Consider the following 20255-nt stretch of genomic DNA (forward strand, 5'->3'; position numbering starts at 1 on the left):
TGGGTCCCGGTCAGACGGTGAACGGCCGTTGGCCCAGGAACTTCTGGTCGGGGGTGCCGGTGAGGTAGAGGTTCGGGCTCTGGGTCGGGGGCAGTCTGCGCTGGATCGCCCGGTGGAAGTCGCGGTAGCCGCCCTTGAAGGCGCCGTCGTCCCACACCCGCAGCAGGGCCTCGGTGAAGGCTCCGTTGACGTCGCCGTCGGAGGCGACCTGGTTGTCCTGGCAGGCCGAGACGAGCAGCACGTCGGGGCCCGCTCCGTTGCGGGGTGCGGCCTCGGCGAGCGTGCGCCGGAGCTCGGTGTAGAACTCCCGGTCGCGCGCGTACAGCTGCCGCTGTTCGGGCTCGGGCATGTAGCGGGCCGTGCCGTCGGCCTCCGGTCCGCCGGGGAGTTCGATGCTGCTGCCGCTGTGGCAGCAGTCGAAGAAGGTGACGATCCGTACGTCGTCGGCGAAGGCGCCGAAGGCCTGATGGACCTCGTCGTCGAGGAACTGACGGTCGTAGAGGACCAGGGTCTCGTCGAAGGCGTCCGGCTCGTCGTCGGAACCGGTGGCGTCGGGCAGCTGGCCGCCGTGGCCCGAGTAGGTGACGAGCATGATGTCGCCGGGTCCGAGCCGGGCGGCCGCGTCGGCGAGCACGGCGGTGACGTTGGCGACGGTGCCGTCCGGAGTGAGCAGGACGGTGCTCTCGAATCCGGCGGTGCGGGCGAGCCGCGCCATGTCGTGGGCGTCGTTCTCGCAGGCGACCAGGGTGCCTTCCCAGCCCTCGTAGCGGGCGGGGTCGACGCTGTTGAGTCCGACGTGAAGGGCGAGTCCGGTGGCCATGGGGTGCCTCCTGACGGAAGAGGAGGAAAGCGGGGGCAAGCAGGACGATGCGAAGGGCTTGTGAAGGGGAAGCGGGGCGTCTGATCGAGTGGCCTGTGGTCCGGCGCCGAGCGCGACCCTCTCCACGCGGTACTTACATCGTATGAACCCTTCCGATCCCCCGCCCCCTCCGGCCCCGCGCGGTGGCCGCCGTGACGCGCTCGCCGACCGCACCGGCTACGACGAGGCCTTCCTCGGCCCGGTCGTCCCGCTGCCGCTCCCGGCCCGGGAATCGGTCGGGACGGTGATCCTGCCGTACACCCATTTCACCGTGGTGTTCCGGCCCGACCGGCGCCTCGCGGCCTCGACGGCCGTGTGCATCGAGGGGAGGGAGCTCCAGGAGGACGTGGCCCGGGACGACGACTGGCGGTTCGACCCCCGGCTGCCCGAGGAACAGCAGGCGGGCGACGACGTCTACCGGAACAACAGCCTGGACCGCGGCCATCTCGTCCGCCGGCTCGACCCGGTCTGGGGGCCCTCGGCCACGGCGCTCCGCGCCAACGAGGACACCTTCCACTTCACCAACGCCGCGCCCCAGGCGGACGTCTTCAACCAGGGAAAACAGCTCTGGCAGGGCCTGGAGAACTACCTCCTCGACCATGCCGCCGCGTTCGACCGCAAGCTGACGGTCCTCACCGGCCCGGTGCTCCAGGACTCGGACCCGCCGTACCGGGGGATCCAGGTGCCGATGCGGTTCTGGAAGGTGGCCGCGTTCCTCCAGGACGGGGCGCTCGCCGCCGCCGCGTACGTGCTCGACCAGAGCCCCGACCTCAGCCGGGACGCGGAGCGGGCGCTCGCGGGGGCCACGGCCGGCGCTCCGCCGCCGCTCGGCCCGTTCCGTACGTACCAGGTGCCGGTCTCGGACGTCGCGGAGATCACCGAGCTGGAGTTCGGGCCGCTGCCGGACGTGGACGTGATGCCGGCGGTGCGGGCGCCCGAGGAGCGCTGGCGGCGCCTGGAGTCGTACGAGGACATCGTTCTGCATCCCTGACCTGCCCCGTGCCCGGCACCCCTGACGTGACCCAGCCCGGCATCCCTGACCTGCCCCGCCCTTGACTTCCGCTTGCCCCCGCAGGGATTGCGACCCCGCCTGCCGGGTGGAACGATGAAAGGGATCGGCCGTCTGACCGATCTCACGTCCCGGCGCCGGAGCGACCGGCGCTGCGCCAAGAGCGCCGGGCAGGTGCGGTATGCCGCTCACCGAAACCGAGTGGGGACTCGTCGCCAGCTGGGTACGGGATCACCTCCTCGACACTCCCGAACCACGCGAGAAGCTGCTGCGCTCCGGCCTCCCCGCCGACTTCGTCGACGACCTGCCGCTCACCCCGGAAGCCGACCGCAACGCCCTGCTGGTGGTCGCGGCCGCCCGCCGGGACATCGCCCACCAGCGCCGGCTGCTCACCGTCCTCACCGGCCTCGACGCGCTGGCCGCCATCGACGCTCCGCACGCTTTCGAACAGGGCGCCGAGGCCCGGAACCTCCTCACCCGGCTGCGCGAGGACGAGAGCCTGCGGCGCTCGCCGGAGGACCCCTTCCACAGTCACCTCCTGAAGCACGGGACGGCGGTCTTCCTGGACCGGTCGGAGCTGCGCGAGAAGCTGCGGGGCTTCCTCTCCGACCCGGAGCAGACGGTGCTGATCGTCGACGGTCCCCCGGACAGCGGCCGCTCCTACACGTACGAGTTCATCCGCCATCTCGGCCAGCACGAGAACTTCCGGCCGGTCCGGGTGACCCTGTCCCGCACCTCGACGGCGGCGCGTCTGATGGAGCGGCTCGCGGCCTTCGTCGCGGGCCCGGAGGCCGACGGATATCCGTTGAACCCCACACGGTTGAACGATCCACTGCCCTGCTTCGAGGACGCGGCGCACCGGATCGTCGCCCGCGCCACCGCCGCCGAGGACCGCTTCTGGCTGGTCCTCGACGACTGCGACCGGCTCGACCCGCAATCGGACGTGTGGGACGCCATCGGCGTCCTGGCCCGGGCGATCTACGAGCACACCCCGGTACGCGCCCAGACGGTGCCCCGTCTGGTGCTGCTGGGGTACGCCACGACGATGCGCCAGCTCCCGTACGAGATCCGCAAGAACGAGTGCCGTGACACCACGCGCCTCGCCGACGAGGACGATCTCCGGGCCTTCTTCGAGGAGTTCTTCACCGACACGGCCCCCATCGGGCGGGAGGACTCCGTCCAGGAGCTGACGGAGACGGCCGTGGCCGAGGTGCTACGTGCCGTCGACTGCCCTTCCAACGGCGACAGTTACATGCGCAGACTGTGTACGGCCGTGGAGGACGTCGTACGGCTCCACCGGGCGCTGCCACCGACGGCGCCGCGGACCGACGGGACCGCCCACCTCCTGCGCGACGCCCTGCGCGCGAGTCTCACCGCCCCCGCCGCCACCCTGCTCGATCCACGCCTCTCCTACCGCGAAGCCGCCTGTCTGCTCCAGGAGTTCGACCCGGCGCTGCTCCGACTGCCCGGCGAGGAGCGGTCCACCGGGCGGGCCGTCCTCGAACTCGTCGACGACTGCACCGCCCTGCCCTCCCCCGATGCCACGGTCTGGACGCTCAAGCCCGAGATCCGCGAGGCGGCCCTGACGGGCCTCGCGGGCCCGGAGGCAGCCCTGGACGCCCTGCGGACCAATATCGGGCTGCGGCCCGAGGGCCCCGGCCCGGAACGCACGGCCCTGACGCTCCTCACCGGCACCGGCAAGGCCCTGCCGCCCGCCGACCCGCACCCCGAGGCCCCGGCCCCCGCCCAGGCCCGGCTCCAGCCCCAACCCCAGCCCCACGACGATGACGTCGCGGAGCTGTCCGACACCCTCCAGGCCGTGCTCTGGCTCAGCCGGGTGCCGGGCGTCACCGGACTGCCCCCCGTCGACGAGGTCCAGCACCGGCTGGAGACGGCCAGGCTGCTCCAGCCGATGCACCGGCTGATCCGGGGCACCTTCCACGGCCGCACCGCCGAACTCGACGCCCTGCACGCCTACATCGCGCTCCCCGAGGAGCCGGCGGAGCCCCCGGTGATCCTCCACGGCATCGGCGGCATCGGCAAAAGCACCCTGCTCGCCAAGTTCCTCGTCGACGCCCTGGCCGCGTCGCCCACCGGATTCCCCTTCGCCTACATCGACTTCGCTCGTCCCACCCTCTCCGTCCACGAACCCGCCACCATGATCGCGGAGATGGCCCGACAGCTGGGCGTCCAGCATCCCGCCCGGCGCACCGCCTTCGAAGCGCTCGCCGACGAGTGCGAGCGGACGGCGGCGGCCCAGCGCGGGGAGCGCAACGAGCTCGACGACCTCCATCAACTGGCCGGTACCAGAGCCACTCTCGCCCGCGACTACTCGGCCGACTTCCACGCCCGCGCCAGCGCCCGGGAGCAGGAACTCGCCCACCGGATCGCGTCCCTGATCGCCGAGGCCGTCCGGCCGACGCCCGGAGGGTCACCTCCACCGTTCGTCGTCGTGCTCGACTCCGCCGAGGAGTCCCAGTACCGGGGCTCCCCGCTCATCTCCCGCATGTGGGCCATCTGGACGGCGCTGCGGGCGGACTACTCACGCCTCCGGTACATCGTCTCCGGGCGCGCACCGTTCGACCACCCGGCCCGGGTCCTCACCCCGCGCACGATGGAGCTCACCGAGCTCGACCACCAGGCCTCCGTGGACCTCCTGATGTCCTCCGGGGTCCTCGACGAGGCGCTCGCCGAGGACCTCGCGGAGCGGATCGGCGGCCATCCGCTGAGCCTCAAGCTGGCGGCCCGCACGGCGGTCACCGTGGGCAGCGACTCCCCCTCGCTCGGTGGACTCCTGCGCGGACTCCCCTCCCGGCGGCGCTACTTCGACCGTCAGGTCGACCAGATGCTCATCCAGGGCACGCTGTACGACCGCATCCTCAAGCACATCGCGGAGGAGGACGTCAGGGCCCTCGTCCAGGCGGGCCTCGCCCTCCGCTTCATCACCCCCGACCTGGTCCGGGAGGTCCTCGCCGGTCCGGCGGGGCTGCGGGTGGAGACCGCCGCGGAGGCCCGGCGGCTCTACGGACTGCTCACCTCGCGCGTCGACCTGATGGAGTCGGCCGGCCCCGACGCCATCCGGCACCGGGCCGATCTACGGGCCATCATGCTGCGTCTCTCGGACAGTGCGCGGACCGATCTGATGCGGGCCGTGGACCGCAGCGCCGTCGCGTACTACGCGACCCGCGAGGGGGCCAGGAACCGCGCCGAGGAGATCTACCACCGGCTCCGGCTGGGCGAGAACCCCCGCACGGTGGAGGAGCGTTGGGATCCGGGAGTCGCCGTCTACCTGGGCGGTTCGACCCACCTGGAGATGCCGCACCGCTCCGCCGCCTTCCTCCTCGGCAGGATCGGCGGCCACGTGCCCGACCAGATCATGACCGAGGCCGACCAGGAGGACTGGGAGCGGATCGCCGCGCGCGAGGTCGAGGACCTGCTCACCCAGGGGTACGTGGAGAACGCGGCGCAGCGGCTCGCCGAGCGGCGCCCGTGGACGCCGTGCAGCCGGCTGCACGCGCTGCTCGCCGAGACTCTCGCCCGATCCGGGCGGACCGCGGAGGCGCTCGCGAGCGCCGAGCGGGCCGTGGACAGGGCGGAGGAGGCCGGCTGCGCGGAGACCCAGCTGGAACTGCTGCAGCTGTCGGCGCGGCTCGCTCAGGACACGGGCGACTTCGCGGACGCGGACCGGGACCTCCAGGAGGCCGAGGCGATCGCGGCGGGTCTGGGGCTGCGGTTCGAGTCCCTGGGCATCCTCGTCGCCCGGTCGCGGCTCGCCGACCTCGCCGACGTCGACGCCGTCCCGGCGCGGGAGCGGCTGGCCCGGACGCTGCGCGGGATGCCCGACGCCGACCTGGCCCGGCAGCCGTCCCTGGCGCGTACGGCGGCGGCCACGGCCTGCCCGGAGGATCCCCAGCTCCTGGAGCACACCCTGCGGCTGGTGGGGCTTCCGGCGGACGAGGAGGCGGTGGTGACCGAGCTCGCCGGCTGGATCGACACCACCCTCACCGACGAGCCCGGACTCCGCGGGCCGCTGACCCGCATCCTGGAGACTGCGGCCGGGAAGCCCGACGCGTTGCCGGGCGACGCTCCCCACCTGGATCGCGAGCGGATCGAGGGGGACCTTCGGGAGGCGCGGCGGCGCGGCACCCTGGACAGCGTCGCCCGGCAGGCGCTCACGCTCCGGGACGGCAGCGGGGACCTGCTGCTCGGGGTCGCCTCCGCGATGGACGCGGGCCCGGTGCCGCGCGGGTCCGCGCCGGAGGACGCGGCCGGGGGCGGCTCCGCGGGCGACCGCGCCCCCGCCGGAACACCGTCGGAGCCCTGGGCGGGCCCGCGCCCTCGTCACGGCAGTACGGGGCTGTGGACGCGTCCGCCGCCGAACGCCGCCGGGGCCGCGCTCCGCAAGGAGCCGTTCCTGCCGCAGGAGGAACTCGTCCGGGTCCGCAACGCCGCCATGGAGGCCGGACTCGCCGCCCGGGCGCTTCGCCCGTCCCTGCTCAAGGGCATCCCCGGCAACTTCACGGCCACGCTCGAACCGCTGGACGACCCCCGCGAACAGGTCCACGCCGACCTGAACGCGATGAACCAGGTCGAGCGGCTGATCGACGGTCTGGTGCCGCTGGAGATCTGGCTGCACAACGCGATCGAGCAGACCCGTGAACCGGGTCCGCGTGCCGTCCTGCAGAGTGCCCTCGACGCCGTCGCCCGCTCGATCACGGGCGAGGCGGAGCTGCCGGCGGAGATGATGCCCGGGGAGATGAAGGAGGAGATCGTCCTCCAGGACGACACCGTGCCGTACGAGTTCCTGCACGGCGGGATCCGGGCCGGTGCCTCCGTGGCGCTTCTGCGCATCCCCCCGTACGAGTCGGGGGCACCACTGCTCCCGTCCTATCCGCACGGCGGTACGGGCTGGATGATCGCCCCCGATCTGCTGATCACCAACCACCATGTGGTGATGGCCCGTTCGTGGGAGGCGGGTGTCCGTCCGTACGTGAGCGACGAGGATCTTCGGCTCCAGGCGCTGATGTCCCGCTCGCGCTTCGACTTCGTCGAGAACACGGCGACGACGCCGGAGGCGACGGCGGGTGAGCTGGAGGCCTGGGACGCGACGCTCGACTACGCCATCGTGCGGCTCTCCCCCGACCAGGAGCAGCGTCCGACGCTCCGGGTCTCCACGCGGCCGCTGCTCGTCCGGGAACGGCAGCGCGTGCCGGTGAACATCATCCAGCACCCGGGCGGCCTTCCGAAGCGGGTCGCGCTGCGCAACAACCTGGTCTACCGGGCGGACGAGCAGGACATCCTGTACTTCACCGACACCCGCGGCGGCTCCTCCGGCTCCCCGGTCTGCCTCGACGACTGGACGGTGGTCGGGCTGCACCGGGGGACACGGAAGGTGGACGAGGTCGAGTTCCAGGGCGCCAGGACGAAATTCGTGAACGTCGGGACCCAGATGAGCGGCATTCTCGCCCATCTCAAGGAGTTCCGGGCGGAGTTGTACGAGGAGATCATGGCCGCCCAGTCGGGCCGACCGGCCCCGACCCACCCGCCGAACGGAACGAGCCCGCCGAGCCCGCCGAGCGGAACGACCCAGCCGAACGGCACGAACCCCATGAGCGGAACGAACACCACCAACGGGAACGGGAAGCCGAGGTGAGTGAACCATGTCGAACGGACAACAGAGCGTGTCGCCGGTCGCGACCGCCACCGAGCGGATCTTCGGTGATCTGGCGGAGGTCGCCGCACGGGTGCGCGGCCAACTGGAGGCGGAGATCACCGAGTCCACGTTCGAACTCCCCGCCGACGTGGCGCCGGCTGCCGAGATCTCCCGCTTCGCCCGCGAGGAGCGGGCGCGCGTCCTGGAGGCCGGAGTCAGCGGCCTGGAGAAGCTGGCCTCGCACCGGGAGGACGAACTCGACGGAGACGAGTCCTTCGGCGTGGAGGCGATCGTCCTCCTGGAGGGCCGCCCGGCGATCCTGGTGCAACGCCAGGACTTCGCCTCGCAGCACGACGAGTGGGCGGTCCTCGACGACAAACGACCGGCGATCCGCGAGTCCTTGGCCCGCGTGGGGCGGGTCGAGGTCAGCGGCCACCCCCGGCTGGACTGGATCGGCACGGCCTTCCTCGTCGGCCCGCGCGCGGTGATGACGAACCGTCATGTGGCGGTGGAGTTCAGCCGCTCGGCGGACGGCGACGGCCGGTGGACCTTCGAGCAGGGCATGTCGGCGCGGGTCGACCCGGCGGAGGAGCTGCCGCTCGCCGGTGAGGCGCCCGGGGCGTCCGTGCCGTACGAGATCACGGAGATCATCGGAATCCACCAGGACGTCGACATGGCCCTGCTGCGGATCGAGCCCTCGGCGGACGGCGGCCTGCCCACGCCGCTCGCGGTCGCCGCGGACGCCCCGGCGAGCGTTCCCGGCCGCCCGGTGTACGTGGTCGGCTACCCGGCCTGGGACGGCCGGCGCAACGAACCCGAGTCGATGCGCCGGATCTTCATGGACGTCTACAACGTGAAGCGCCTCCAGCCGGGCGCGGCCACCGACTTCACACCGGGCGGCCTGGTGCTGAAGCACGACTGCTCGACCCTCGGCGGCAACAGCGGCTCCCCGGTCTTCGACCTCGACGACCACCGCGTCCTCGGCCTCCACTTCGGCGGCCGCTACGGCACGGGCAACTACGCCGTCCCGCTCTGGGAGTTGCTGGACGACCCGCTGCTCACCGCGGCGGAGGTCAACTGGGTCTAGGAGGTGGACCGCTCAGCCGAACCAGACGACCAGGCGGACGTTCTCGTCGCCGTACTCGCCCGCCAGCGTACGCATCGACGCCCATACCGGGGCCCAGTCGCCGTCCGGCGGAACGATCATCCCGGCGGTGTAGATCACCGGACGGTAGACGGCACCGTTCAGATGGACCTCGCCGCCCGGTGGCCATTCGTCCGGGGACAGGTTCTCACCGAAGAGTCCCTTCACCGCTTCGCGCACCTCGGCCGACGCCAAGCACACCCCGTGCAGGACGAGTTCGCCGTCCGGCCCCGGCCGCCACTCGCCCACCTCGCTCGCGGCGGGGACGTCGCAGACCGGCGCGTCCCAGTCGACCGCCGCGATCTCGGCCCACGTCGCGTACGAGTGGCTGTGGTTCAGCTCGTTGCTCTCCTTCGGCACCTCGTCGCAGGAGTCCTCCGGCCAACCCCGCGCGTCGAACAGCGGCCGGGTCACACCGAGTCGGCCGCCGTAGCCGAACATGCACTCGCGTTCGTCCCGCTGCTTCCAGAGGTCGAAGTCGAGAAGATCCACCTCCATCTCCCACTCCCCGCCCGCCGTACGCGTCTCGATCACTCCGTCGATATGCGTTCCCATAAAGTCAAGAAACCCTCTGGGAGTCGAGTTCGGCGAAGGCCTCGGCGAACACTTCACGGACGGTGGTTCCGTCGGGGCGACGCCACTCGGCGGTGACCTGGCCGTCGGTGGCCTGAGCAGGGTCCGTACCGGTGCCGAGGACGCGTCGTACGCGGAGGGTCAGCGGGGCGGACGCGCCGGGGGTCCGTACCACCACGTCGGTGTGGTCGGGGGCGTCCGTGGCCCGTACCAGCTCCGCGTCGGCCGCGTTGCCCGCCTCCACGGGCGAGACGGCGACGGTGGGGTCGAGGACGTCCGACAGGGACTGGGCCTGCGCCTGGGTCCGGCCGGTGAACAGCGCGTGCAACTGGGCGGCCAGTACCGGGTCGTGGGTGCCGTCGTAGATCCAGCGCGTTCCGAGGACGCCGTGCTCGGAGGTGCCGATGAGGGCGCTCTCGGCGCCCTCCAGGGGGCCCGCGCGGTAGGTCATGGGGACGAGGTACGCCGCCGCTCCGTCGTCCTCGCCGTCGGTCACCACCATGAACTCGATGCCGACTTCGCCCTCCGGGTCGTCCAGCCGGAACCCGCCGGCCTTCACCGGCCGCACCTCCTCCCCGCCCGTGTGCCACTCCCGGGAGGGGAGCCACGCGGCGAGCAGTTCCAGCTTGGTGGGCTGCATCGTGGTCTTGTGGATGACGGCCATCGTGCGGGTCTCCTTCTCCTTCGCGGTCCGGCCCACATCCTCCGCGCGCCGGGAACCGCAACGTAACAGACCTGGCCACGGAGTCACCGTGCGAGCCCGGTCGGCCCGGCCTAGCCTGGAGATGGAGTGTTGTCCCCGGCCGGCAGGAGGCCGCCGTGAGGTACTCACGCACATGCCGCAGGCGCTTCTGCGCGGGAATCGCGGCTCTCGGGATCTTCGCCGCCCCGCTGGGCGCCGGGACCGCGCTCGCCGCCGAACCACCCGTCCCCGGCCCGTACGTGGCAACGGCCGAACAACCCTCCCCCGGACCGTACTTGGCCGCGCGAGCGCCCGCCGCGCAGGGAGACTTCCCCGAACTCACCCCGGCCGTCGCCGCCCGCCTGGACAAGGCGATCCAGGACGTGATGAAGGAGGCGGGCGTCCCCGGTGTCACGGTGGGCCTCTCCGCACCCGGCAAGGGCACGTACATCCGCTCCTTCGGCGTCGCCGACAAGGCCACCGGGCAGCCGATGACCCCCAACCTGTTCATGCGGATCGGCAGCGAGACGAAGACCTTCACGGTGACCGCCCTGCTCGAACTCGTCGACCAGGGCGAGGTGAGCGTCGACGACCCGATCTCGAAGTACATCGACGACGTGCCGAACGGCGACAAGATCACCCTGCGGAACCTCGCGTCCATGCGCAGCGGGCTGTTCAACTACACGGCGGACGAGGGCTTCTACAAGGCATTCACCTCGAACCCCGATCGCCCGTTCACCCCGCAGGAGTTGCTCGACTTCTCGTTCAAGCACCCGATCCAGTTCCAGCCCGGGACCGAGTTCGAGTACTGCAACACCAACCTGATCCTGCTCGGGCTGGTCGTGGAGAAGGTCAGCGGCACGCCGCTGCACGAGTTCATCCAGGAGAACGTCCTGGACCCGGCGGGCCTGCGCAACACCGTCTTCCCGACCGACGCCGCGTTCCCCAGCCCGCACGCCCACGGCTACACGATCCAGACCGCCTCGGGCCAGGTCGAGGATGCCACGAACTGGAATCCCTCCTGGGCCTGGGCGGCGGGCGCGATGATCTCGAAGCTCCAGGACCTCCGCACCTGGGCCCGGGTGGTCGCCACCGGCGAGCTGCTGACTCCCGAGACCCAGGCCGAACGCCTCAAGACGTATCCGTCGGGCGTCCCCGGCGCCGGATACGGGATGGGCATCTTCGACATCCAGGGCTGGATCGGCCACAACGGCTCACTGCCCGGCTACGAGTCGCTGACGATCTATCTGCCCGAGCCGCAGGCCACTCTGGTCGTCCTCCTCAACACGGACACGCCGCACGACAACGAGGAGCCCAGCACCCTCTTCGGCCAGGCCATCACCCGCATCGTGACCCCGGACCACGTCTACGACATCCCGGTCACGGCGGCGGCACCGACCAGCCCGAGCCCGAGCAAGAACTGACCACCGCCCACGCCTCCGGGCGACGATCGTACTGATAATGTCGGAAATGCCGTCTTTGACCTGCGACACGCAACCGTGCCGCCGCAGAACGGGAGCAGGAATGACCGGTGGACCCGAGCCCATCAGCGCCGTCGCCCGCGAGGCACTGGAGCGGGAGCTCGACGATCTGCGCACCGAACGCGAGGCCGTCGCCGTCACCCTGCGGGGCGGGGGCGGCGACCAGACGGGCGACCGGGCCGACCAGGCCGACGAACTCGAACGGGCCACGGAACTCGACCGGCTGGACCGCCGCATCGACGAGATCGACGGGCGGCTGCGCGAGGCGGACGCCGCCGGGGCTCCCCGTACCGACGCGGTCGGCGTGGGCAGCACCGTGAAGGTGCGGTTCGAGGACGGCACGGAGACGACCGTCCAGATCGGCGAGGTCGCGGCCGTGCTCGACCGGACCATGGTCACCGCCGACAGCCCGCTCGGCGGCGCGCTGCTCGGCCACCACGCGGGCGACACCGTCACCTATGTGACGCCCGAGGGGCGGACCACGGCGGTCGTGCTGTCCCTCGGCGACTAGCCGGCCTGCGGGAGGCCGAGACCCGGACGCCGACCGAGGGTCCCTCCGCTGTACCGGTGACGAGAGCCTTTACGTACGCGAGCCGTGGTGGCGCGGCCGACCGTCCCGCCACGTGGGCCGCGCCCCGAGGTGACGCAGCGCGGAGGCCGCCGCCCCGGCGCCGCACATGCCGTGGGCTCCGGGGCCCGGCGGGGTGGCCGCCGAGCAGAGGAACACGCCGGGCAGCCCGGTGGCGTACGGATCGAGCGCGGGCCGGGCGCCCAGGAGGAGTTGGGGGACGGTCTTGGCGCCGGTAAGGATGTCCCCGCCGGTGAAGTTGGGGTTGGTGGCCGCGAACTCGGCCGGGCGGATGACGTGTCGGCCGACGATGCGTTCACGGACGCCGGGCGCGAAGCGTTCGAGCTGCCGGAGGACCGCCTCCGTCGCGTCGCCCTCGTAGCCGTACGGGACATGGGCGTAGGTGTAGACGGGGTGGACGTCGCCGACGGACCGGAACGGGTCGGCGAGATACTGCTGACCGACGAGGACGAAGGGCCGCTCGGGCATCCGACCCCGCGTCACCTCCTTCTCGGTGAAGGCCACTTCGTCGAGCGGACCGCCGAGGTGTACCGTCCCGGCGCGGCGCGCCCGCTCGTCCGTCCAGGGCACACCGCCTTCGACGGCGAGGTCGACCTTGAACGCGCCGGGTCCGCGCCGGAAGCGTCGGTAGGCGGCTGACACGCGAGGCGGCAGCAGGTCGCCGTAGACGTCGGCGACCTGGCCGGGATCGAGGTCGAGGAGAGTCACGTCGGCGGGCGGGAGCTGCCGGCGGTCGGTGATCCGTACGCCGGTGTGGATCGTGGCACCGTGCTCGCGGAGTACGGAGGCCATGCCGCGGCTGATGGACCGCGAACCGCCCTCGGCGACGGCCCAGCCCGCGGTATGGCCGGCGACGAGGATGCCGAGTCCGATGGCCGAGCCGAACGGGTCCGAGAGCGGGCGGAAGGAGTGCGCCGCCACTCCCGCCCACAGCGCCCGCGCCTGCGGGGTGCGGAAGAACCGCGCGAGGGCCGTCGCCGGCAGGACGGTCGGCAGACCGAAGCGGGCGAGCAGCAGGGGATGCGCCGGGAGCCGGAGCAGCGGGCCCATGACGTCCTCGGCGAGCGCGTCCCACCGTCGTACGGAAGGCTCCAGCAGGGCCCGGTAGCGGCCGCCGTCGGCGGCGAGCCCCGCCGCGGTCTCCGCCACCGACCGCAGCAGGACACCGGCCGTGCCGTCGTCCAGGGGATGGACGCAGTCGATCTCCGGCTGTCGCCAGCGCAGCCCGTGCCGCTCCAGATCGAGCGACCGGAGGGCGGGCGAGGTGACAGCCATGGGGTGGATGGCGGAGCAGTGGTCGTGCAGCAGACCGGGCAGGACGGCCTCGTAGCTGCGGGTGCCGCCGCCGATCTCCTCGGCGGCCTCGAAAACGGTGACCTCGAGGCCCTCCCGCGCGAGCAGGGCGGCTGCGGCGAGTCCGTTGGGCCCGGCGCCGACGACGACGGCGGTGGTCATGAGGCGGTCTCCACACCCGGGCCTGCCTCAGCCCGTGACGATTCCCGTGACGAGGTTGATGGTGGTGGCCAGGATACTGGCGCCGAACACGTACGACAGCAGGCAGTGGCGGAGGGCGACCGAGCGGATCGTGGTGCTGGAGACGTCGGTGTCGGAGACCTGATAGGTCATGCCGAGGTTGTAGCTGAAGTAGAGGAAGTCGCTGTACCGGGGCGGTTCCCGGGAGTTGAAGTCGATCCCGCCGCCGGGGTTCTCGTAGTAGATGTACGCGTACCGGGTGGCGTACATCAGGTGCAGGGCCGCCCAGGCCATGAACACTCCGGCGAGGGCGGTCGCCGCGGCGGCGTGGCTCAGGTCCGATGTGCCGACCAGGAGCAGCACCACGATGCCGACGAGTCCGCACACGGCCGTCCCGACGACGGCCAGTTCCTCGACGACGGGCCGGAACTCCTCGCGGCGTACGTTGCGATGGGTGGTGGTGGCGTCCATCGGCCACAGGGCGATCCAACCGGACACGACGAAGAGGGTCTCCCCCACGGCGATCGCGGAGAGCACGCCGAGGGGTGCGTGGGTGAAGGCGCCGACCACGGCGCCTGCCGCCGCCGCGACCGCCGCCGAGAGGACGAGCCGGGGTACGGCGGCGTGCAGCAACCTACTGTTCATGGCGGCCCCCAGGGTTCCCTGCAGCTCCGGCTCTCATGCTTCGAGGACGACGACGGCCTCGTCCGTGTACGTGCGGAAGGTCAGCGTCTCCTGGAAGTACAGCTGGACGCTGTGCGCGTCGTGCCCCGTGTAGCCGATCGCCAGGTCCTGGCCGAGGAACAGCTCGAAGTCGCCGCCGCGGGTGGACAGGACGAAGCCGCCGCTGAGGGCCGGCGCCCAGATCGGGGAGCCGTCGAGCATGCGGCCGAGGTGCGCCGCGATCGGGTAGCCGTGGTCGGAGGTCTCGCTGACCGCCCGGTACTCGTCGGCGCCGAGCAGCAGCGCGTACGGGCCGTCGACACCGGCGAGGCGCAGCGCGGTGAGCGCTCTGCTGACCGTGTCGGGGTAGTCGCGCGGTTCGGCGGGCAGCCGGACGACCGGGTTCGAGGACCTGGCGCGCAGGCCGTCGACGCCGGCCGCCTCGTACCCGTCGAAGATCGTCCGGTCCTCGACGAACGCCATGGCGCGCGCGGCGTCCTTGACGGGTTGCCAGTCGGAGTCCTTCGAGCCGCGCTCGACGTCGTCGACGGCGGCCCGGTCGACGGTGAACGGCACCCTGAGTTCGACCAGGGATTTCGCCTCGCGCAGGCGGGCGGTGACGCCGGGGGCGGGCGCGCTCATGTCGGTGAGGTGTCCGGTGCCGACGGCGGCGAGTTCGGGGCCTCCGGGGTCGGGGACGTCGACGACGCGGCGGCCGGCGACGTTGCGCCGGAAGGTGCGGCGGGCCTCCTCCTCGATCTCGGCCCAGGCCGCCGGGGTGATCGGGGCGAGTTCGCGGTGCAGGTTGTTCGTGTCGGCTCCGCGGTAGGCGTCCGTCGGGGCACCGGGGGGCGTGGCGTCGGGGGTCGTCATGGGCTGTCAGGCTCCTTTCAGGCCGCCGATGCCCAGGGAGTCTCCCTGGCGTGCGGCGGCTTCCGGCGGCGCGGCGGGCAGGTCGTCGAGGAGGTCGGCGCTCGGCACGAAGAAGAGGCCGCCGGTCACGGCGCGGGAGAAGTCGAGGATGCGGTCCGTGTTGCCCGGGGGGTCCCCGAGGAACATGTTGCGCAGCATGCGTTCGGTGACGGCGGGCGTGCGCGCGTAGCCGATGAAGTACGTGCCGAACTCTCCGCCTCCGATCCGTCCGAACGGCATGTTCGCGCGGAAGATCTGCCGGGTGACGCCGTCCTCGTCGACGATCGTGTTCAGCGCGACGTGCGAGTCCGCCGGTTTGACGTCGTCGGCCATCTCGACGTTGGACGCCTTGGCTCGGCCGATGACGTGCTCCTGCTGTTCGACGGTGAGCGCGTCCCAGGCCGGCATCTCGTGCAGGTACTTCTGCACGATGACGTAGCTGCCGCCGCGGAACCCGGGGTCCTCGTCGCCGATGTGGACCGCCGCGGCCGCCACCTGTCCCCCGGGGTTCTCGCTGCCGTCGACGAAGCCGAGGAGGTCGCGCTCGTCGAAGTACGTGAAGCCGTGCACCTCGTCGACGACGGTCACCGCGGCACCCAGGCTCTCCACGATCTGCCGGGCCAGTTCGAAGCAGAGGTCCATGCGCCGGGCCCGTACGTGGAACAGCAGGTCACCGGGGGTGGCCGGGGCGCGGTGGCGGGGGCCTCGGAGCGCCGGGAACGGGTGGAGCTCCCGGGGGCGCGGGCCGCCGACGAGCCGGTCCCAGCCGTCGGAGCCGATCCCGGCGACGCAGGTGAGGGCGGATTCGGGGGACCGGAAGGACACCGACCTGATCAGGCCGGTCAGGTCCTGGAGCGCCTCCCGCACCGCGGTCTCGCCGCCGGGGTTGACGGTGGCCACGAGGAACACGCCCGCCCGGGAGGGCGGGGCGACGACGGGTTGGACGACGACCATGGGACTCCCGCCGAAAGGAAATTACCCAGAAGGGCATGAAAAGGACAGCGTCAGCGTAGGCGCGCGTGATCCGGTACGCAGCCCGTACGACCTTCCGGGGGTCGAGTGGCACCCGCGATCGGGCGGGCATAGCCTGCCCAAGGGGCGACCTTTCGTTCCGTCGCGCCCCATATATCCGCAGGTGAAAGGGTGAACTGCCTTGAGCACCGACCAGGAAGCACCCGGCGGGCGGGACGCACAGGACCCCCTGGAGCCCCGGGTGGGCCCGACCCCCGAGGGCGACCCCGAGTTCCACCCGTACCACCACCCGGCCGCGGGCTGGGGCGCCGCCAAGAGCGTGACCAACTTCCTCGTACGCGAGGGAGCGCTGGTGGACGGCCCGCGCGCGATCATGCGGATGAACCACGAGAACACCGGTTTCGACTGCCCCGGCTGCGCGTGGCCCGACGACACCAAGGGCCTGCACCTGGACATCTGCGAGAACGGGATCAAGCACGTCACCTGGGAGATGACCCGTAAGCGCGTCGGCAGGGAGTTCTTCGCCGCGCACTCGGTGTCCGAGCTCGCCGAGTGGACCGACTACGACCTGGAGAACGAGGGCCGGCTGACCGAGCCGATGGTCTACGACCCGGAGTCGGACCACTACGTCCCGATCACCTGGAAGGACGCGTTCGACGTGGTCGGCCGAGCCCTGCGCGGCCTCGACGACCCCGACCAGGCGTCGTTCTACACCTCGGGACGGCTCGGCAACGAGGCCACCTTCCTCTACCAGCTGATGGCCCGCGAGCTGGGCACCAACAACCTGCCCGACTGCTCCAACATGTGCCACGAGGCCAGCGGCCGAGCCCTCCAGGACTCCCTGGGCACGGGCAAGGGCACCGTCGACCTCAAGGACTGGGAGACCGCCGACGCGTTGTTCATCTTCGGGGTGAACGCCGCCTCCAACGCGCCCCGGATGCTCACCGCGCTCGCCGAGGCCCACCACCGCGGCGCCCAGATCGTGCACGTCAACCCGCTCGTCGAGGCGGCCGCGACGCGCACCATCGTCCCGCACGACTTCACGGACATGGCGCTCTTCAAGACGACGAAGACCAGCACCCTCAACCTCCAGCCGCGCATCGGCGGCGACATGGCGCTGATCCGCGGTATGGCCAAGGCGGTCCTGGAGCGGTCGGCGACCGACCCCAAGGCCCTCGACGAGGAATTCGTCGACCGCCACACCTCCGGCTTCGACGAGTACCGCGCCCTGTGCGAGGGCACGCCGTGGGAGGAGATCGAGCTCCAGTCCGGGCTGAGCCGCGCCGACATCCTCAAGGCCGCGCAGGTCTACGGCGAGGCCGACCGCTCCATCGTCAGCTGGTGCCTGGGCCTCACCCAGCACGAGCACGGCGTCGACACCGTCCGGGAGATCGTCAACCTGCTGCTGCTCCGCGGCAACCTGGGGCGCGAGGGCGCGGGACCCTCCCCCGTACGCGGACACAGCAACGTCCAGGGCAACCGCACCTGCGGCATCGACCACCGCCCCAGCGACGCGTTCCTCGACCGTCTCGCCGAGGTCTGCGGGATCGAGCCGCCGCGCGAGCACGGCCTGGACACCGTCCGCACCATCGAGGCGATGCAACGCGGCGAGATCAAGGTGTTCGTCGGCATGGGCGGCAACTTCGCCCTCGCCGCACCCGACACCCCGCTCACCTACGCGGCGCTGCGCACCTGCGACCTCACCGTCCAGGTCAGCACCAAGCTGAACCGCAGCCACATCGTCCACGGCGCGCAGGCCCTCATCCTCCCCTGCCTCGGCCGGACCGAGAAGGACCACCAGCGCAAGGGCGTCCAGAGCACCTCGGTCGAGGACTCGATGAGCATGGTCCATCTGTCGGTCGGCATGAAGCGCCCGGCGTCCTCGCAGCTGCTGTCCGAACCGGCCATCGTCGCCGGCATGGCCCGTGCCGCGCTCCCCGACAGCGCCACTCCCTGGGAGTGGTACATCGAGGACTACGACCGCATCCGGGACACCATGGCCAAGGCCCTCGACGGCTTCGAGGACTTCAACCGGCGGGTCCGCCTCCCGCTCGGCTTCCGCATCAAGCAGCCGGCCCGCGAACTGGTCTTCCTCACCCCGTCCGGGCGCGCCGAGTTCTCCAGCGCCCCGCTGCCCGACGTCGTGCCCGAGCCGGGCATGCTGGCCCTGGGCACCATGCGGTCCCACGACCAGTGGAACACCACCATCTACTCGGACAACGACCGCTACCGCGGCATCAAGAACCTGCGCACGCTCGTCTTCATGAACCGGGCCGACATGCGCGAACGCGGGATCGACGACATGGGACCCGTCGACATCACGAGCACCGCGAAGGACGGCAGCCGGCGGCACCTGAACGGCTACCTCGCGATTCCGTACGACATCCCCCGGGGCTGCGCGGCCGGCTACATGCCCGAGATGAACGTGCTGTGCGCGCTGGTCGACTACAGCACGCAGAGCGACCAGCCGATCATGAAGCACGTGAAGGTGACGATCGAACCGGCCGCCTGACTCCCCCGCGGACCCGGGGAGTTCACCCCCAGCGGGCGAGCCGGTCCAGGAGGGCGTACGCGCGCCGTTCCGCCGCGGCGAGTTCGGTGGGGTCGATCTCCGCCGGCCAGAGTTCGCCCGCGGCGGCGTCGTCGGCCTCGCGCAACTCCACGACCGCCGCCGCGAGTCGCGTCTGGACGACCGGGAACGACCGCGCCGCGCCGCCGTCCTGCGCCCGTTCCTCCAGGGCGCGTTCGGCGCGCGCCGACGCCGCCGCACATGCCGCGAGCGCGCGCTGCGCCCGTACGGCCGCACGGTCGTGGACCACGACGAGCGCGCAGACCAGGGCGATGCCGACCCCGAGCAGACTGCTCAGCGCCCGGTCCTGGACGAGGTCCCCGGTCGGTGAGGGGGCGGCCAGGTCCGTGAGCAGCAGCGCGAGCGGGGTGAGGAAGACGACGCCGAGACCGTAGTTGCGGGCGACGACGTACTCCAGGAGGAATTCGAGGAGCACGATCACCAGGACGAGGACGACGGGTTCGGGGTGCGCGGCAAGCACGCCGAGGGCGAGCATCAGGCCCGCCATCGTGCCGAGGGTCCGCTGTACGGCCCGCTGCGCCGCCGTCCGCACGTTGATCGAGTGCAGGACCGCGGCGGCGGAGATCGCCGCCCAGTAGCCGTGGCCGAGGCCGAGCAGCAGGGCGGCCCCACCGGCGAGTCCGGTGCCGAGGACCATCCGCAGCGCGGGTACGAGCAGGATCGCCGTGCGGCCCTGGCCGCCCCGCCCCAGCACGAGTTCCGTGGCCCGTAGTTCGGTGGCCCGCAGCGTCGTGGAACCGTCCGGGACCGCCCCCGGGACGGCGGCGCCCCGGGCGATCAGGGAGGGGACCGCGAGCTCGGGCAGTATCCGCGGAAGCCGTCGGCGGCGGCTCACGAGCAGCCGGACCTGCCGGCGCAGGTTCCGAGCCAGCCCGGCGGGGTCGTCCGGCAGCCTGCGCGCCGAACCGACGAGCAGCGCCCAGGCGAGGTCGGTGAGGCGCAGGCAGGTGTCTCCCCGGCCGCCCCGCTGGGCGCCGCTCGGGGGCAGGACGCCGAGCGTCCGGTACGCCTGGAGCACGGCGGCCGTCGCCCGGTGCCGTACGAGGCCGCGGCCGTTCCCCGCGCCCGCCGCCTCCCACAGGTCCGCCAGTTCGCGCAGCGCCGCCGCCACGGCGAGGCGCTGCGGACGGTCCGGGTGCGCGAACCACCCGAGGACGGCGAGGACCCAGGCCACGGCCGCGCCCGTCGCGGCCAGGGCCGTCTGGGGAAGGATGTCGGCGGGGTCGGTGGAGCCGTTGGCCGCCACGGCGAAGGAGAACAGCAGCAGTACCGCGCCGAGGCCGCTGAGCCGGGCCGCGTCACAGGCGAACTTCGCCGCACCGGCCACCAGGGCCGTCGCCGCGACCGTCACGGCGGCGCCCGCTCCCCCGTCCCTGGGCTGCGCCCATGCGGCGAGCGCCGAACCGCAGCCCACGCTCGCGGTCATGGCCACCGCGACGAGCGCCAGCACACGGGCCCGCCGCGCGTACGGCAGGTTGCGGCCGAAGGTCGTGGTGAAGGAGCCGAGCATCGTGTAGACGGCGTGGTCGGCCCGCCCGGCCAGGGCCAGCGGCAGGGCGGGCACGGCCATGGCGAGTGCGGCGCGCAGGGCGAAGGACAGGGCGCCGTCCACGCTCTGGAGCGCCAGCGCGCCCCGGGGGGAGAGCGCCCGCCCG

14 protein-coding genes are annotated in these 20255 nt (G+C 72.1%); 6 read left to right on the forward strand and 8 right to left on the reverse strand.

What is annotated here, in order from left to right; all coding sequences use genetic code 11:
• Nucleotides 1-10 precede the first annotated feature (10 nt).
• Nucleotides 11-820 carry a caspase family protein gene (locus OG259_RS06925; RefSeq protein WP_328941408.1) on the reverse strand — a complete coding sequence of 270 codons (810 nt, stop codon included), beginning with the start codon at nucleotides 818-820 and terminating at the stop codon, nucleotides 11-13.
• 142 nt (nucleotides 821-962) lie between these two features.
• Between OG259_RS06925 and OG259_RS06930 the strand changes: the two genes are divergently transcribed.
• The 3 genes from OG259_RS06930 to OG259_RS06940 all read left to right on the forward strand — a co-directional run bounded on the left by OG259_RS06930 (nucleotide 963) and on the right by OG259_RS06940 (nucleotide 8608).
• Nucleotides 963-1850 (forward strand): DNA/RNA non-specific endonuclease, encoded by an 888-nt coding sequence (locus tag OG259_RS06930; protein ID WP_328941409.1) that lies wholly within the window; start codon nucleotides 963-965, stop codon nucleotides 1848-1850.
• 199 nt (nucleotides 1851-2049) lie between these two features.
• Nucleotides 2050-7521: a trypsin-like peptidase domain-containing protein gene (locus OG259_RS06935; RefSeq protein ID WP_328941410.1), complete on the forward strand. Its 5472-nt coding sequence runs from the start codon at nucleotides 2050-2052 to the stop codon at nucleotides 7519-7521.
• Between the two features lie 7 nt (nucleotides 7522-7528).
• Nucleotides 7529-8608, forward strand: coding sequence for a trypsin-like serine peptidase (locus OG259_RS06940; RefSeq protein WP_328941411.1), 1080 nt, complete (start codon nucleotides 7529-7531; stop codon nucleotides 8606-8608).
• 12 nt (nucleotides 8609-8620) lie between these two features.
• On the opposite strand, the gene OG259_RS06945 is transcribed toward OG259_RS06940, so the two are convergent.
• Both OG259_RS06945 and OG259_RS06950 read right to left on the reverse strand, forming a co-directional pair.
• Entirely contained in the window at nucleotides 8621-9220 is a 600-nt protein-coding gene (locus OG259_RS06945) for a hypothetical protein (RefSeq protein WP_328941412.1), read from the reverse strand.
• A gap of 4 nt (nucleotides 9221-9224) precedes the next feature.
• Nucleotides 9225-9902, reverse strand: coding sequence for a maltokinase N-terminal cap-like domain-containing protein (locus OG259_RS06950; RefSeq protein ID WP_328941413.1), 678 nt, complete (start codon nucleotides 9900-9902; stop codon nucleotides 9225-9227).
• 155 nt (nucleotides 9903-10057) lie between these two features.
• On the opposite strand from OG259_RS06950, the gene OG259_RS06955 reads away from it, so the two are divergent.
• Both OG259_RS06955 and OG259_RS06960 read left to right on the forward strand, forming a co-directional pair.
• Nucleotides 10058-11344, forward strand: coding sequence for a serine hydrolase domain-containing protein (locus OG259_RS06955; RefSeq protein ID WP_328941414.1), 1287 nt, complete (start codon nucleotides 10058-10060; stop codon nucleotides 11342-11344).
• A gap of 100 nt (nucleotides 11345-11444) precedes the next feature.
• A complete protein-coding gene (locus tag OG259_RS06960) occupies nucleotides 11445-11912 on the forward strand; it encodes a GreA/GreB family elongation factor (protein WP_328941415.1) in 468 nt (155 codons plus the stop codon).
• A 69-nt stretch (nucleotides 11913-11981) separates the two neighbouring features.
• Here the strand turns inward: OG259_RS06960 and OG259_RS06965 are convergent, their stop codons facing one another.
• The 4 genes from OG259_RS06965 to OG259_RS06980 are packed head-to-tail and all read right to left on the reverse strand — an operon-like array spanning nucleotide 11982 to nucleotide 15992.
• Nucleotides 11982-13445 carry a phytoene desaturase family protein gene (locus OG259_RS06965; protein ID WP_328941416.1) on the reverse strand — a complete coding sequence of 488 codons (1464 nt, stop codon included), beginning with the start codon at nucleotides 13443-13445 and terminating at the stop codon, nucleotides 11982-11984.
• Nucleotides 13446-13472: 27 nt separating this feature from the next.
• Complete coding sequence (locus tag OG259_RS06970; protein ID WP_328941417.1) at nucleotides 13473-14108, reverse strand: DUF1345 domain-containing protein; 636 nt, start codon at nucleotides 14106-14108, stop codon at nucleotides 13473-13475.
• A gap of 33 nt (nucleotides 14109-14141) precedes the next feature.
• Nucleotides 14142-14999 carry a family 1 encapsulin nanocompartment shell protein gene (locus OG259_RS06975; protein ID WP_328941418.1) on the reverse strand — a complete coding sequence of 286 codons (858 nt, stop codon included), beginning with the start codon at nucleotides 14997-14999 and terminating at the stop codon, nucleotides 14142-14144.
• Between the two features lie 6 nt (nucleotides 15000-15005).
• Nucleotides 15006-15992: a Dyp-type peroxidase gene (locus OG259_RS06980; protein WP_328941419.1), complete on the reverse strand. Its 987-nt coding sequence runs from the start codon at nucleotides 15990-15992 to the stop codon at nucleotides 15006-15008.
• Between the two features lie 199 nt (nucleotides 15993-16191).
• Between OG259_RS06980 and OG259_RS06985 the strand changes: the two genes are divergently transcribed.
• The gene (locus OG259_RS06985; protein WP_443051928.1) at nucleotides 16192-18522 is read left to right on the forward strand and encodes an FdhF/YdeP family oxidoreductase; all 2331 of its coding nucleotides are present in this window, start codon (nucleotides 16192-16194) and stop codon (nucleotides 18520-18522) included.
• A 22-nt stretch (nucleotides 18523-18544) separates the two neighbouring features.
• On the opposite strand, the gene OG259_RS06990 is transcribed toward OG259_RS06985, so the two are convergent.
• A complete protein-coding gene (locus OG259_RS06990) occupies nucleotides 18545-20170 on the reverse strand; it encodes an FUSC family protein (RefSeq protein WP_328947017.1) in 1626 nt (541 codons plus the stop codon).
• Nucleotides 20171-20255: the final 85 nt, after the last annotated feature.

The sequence above is a fragment of the Streptomyces sp. NBC_00250 genome (assembly GCF_036192275.1).
Taxonomy (GTDB): domain Bacteria; phylum Actinomycetota; class Actinomycetes; order Streptomycetales; family Streptomycetaceae; genus Streptomyces.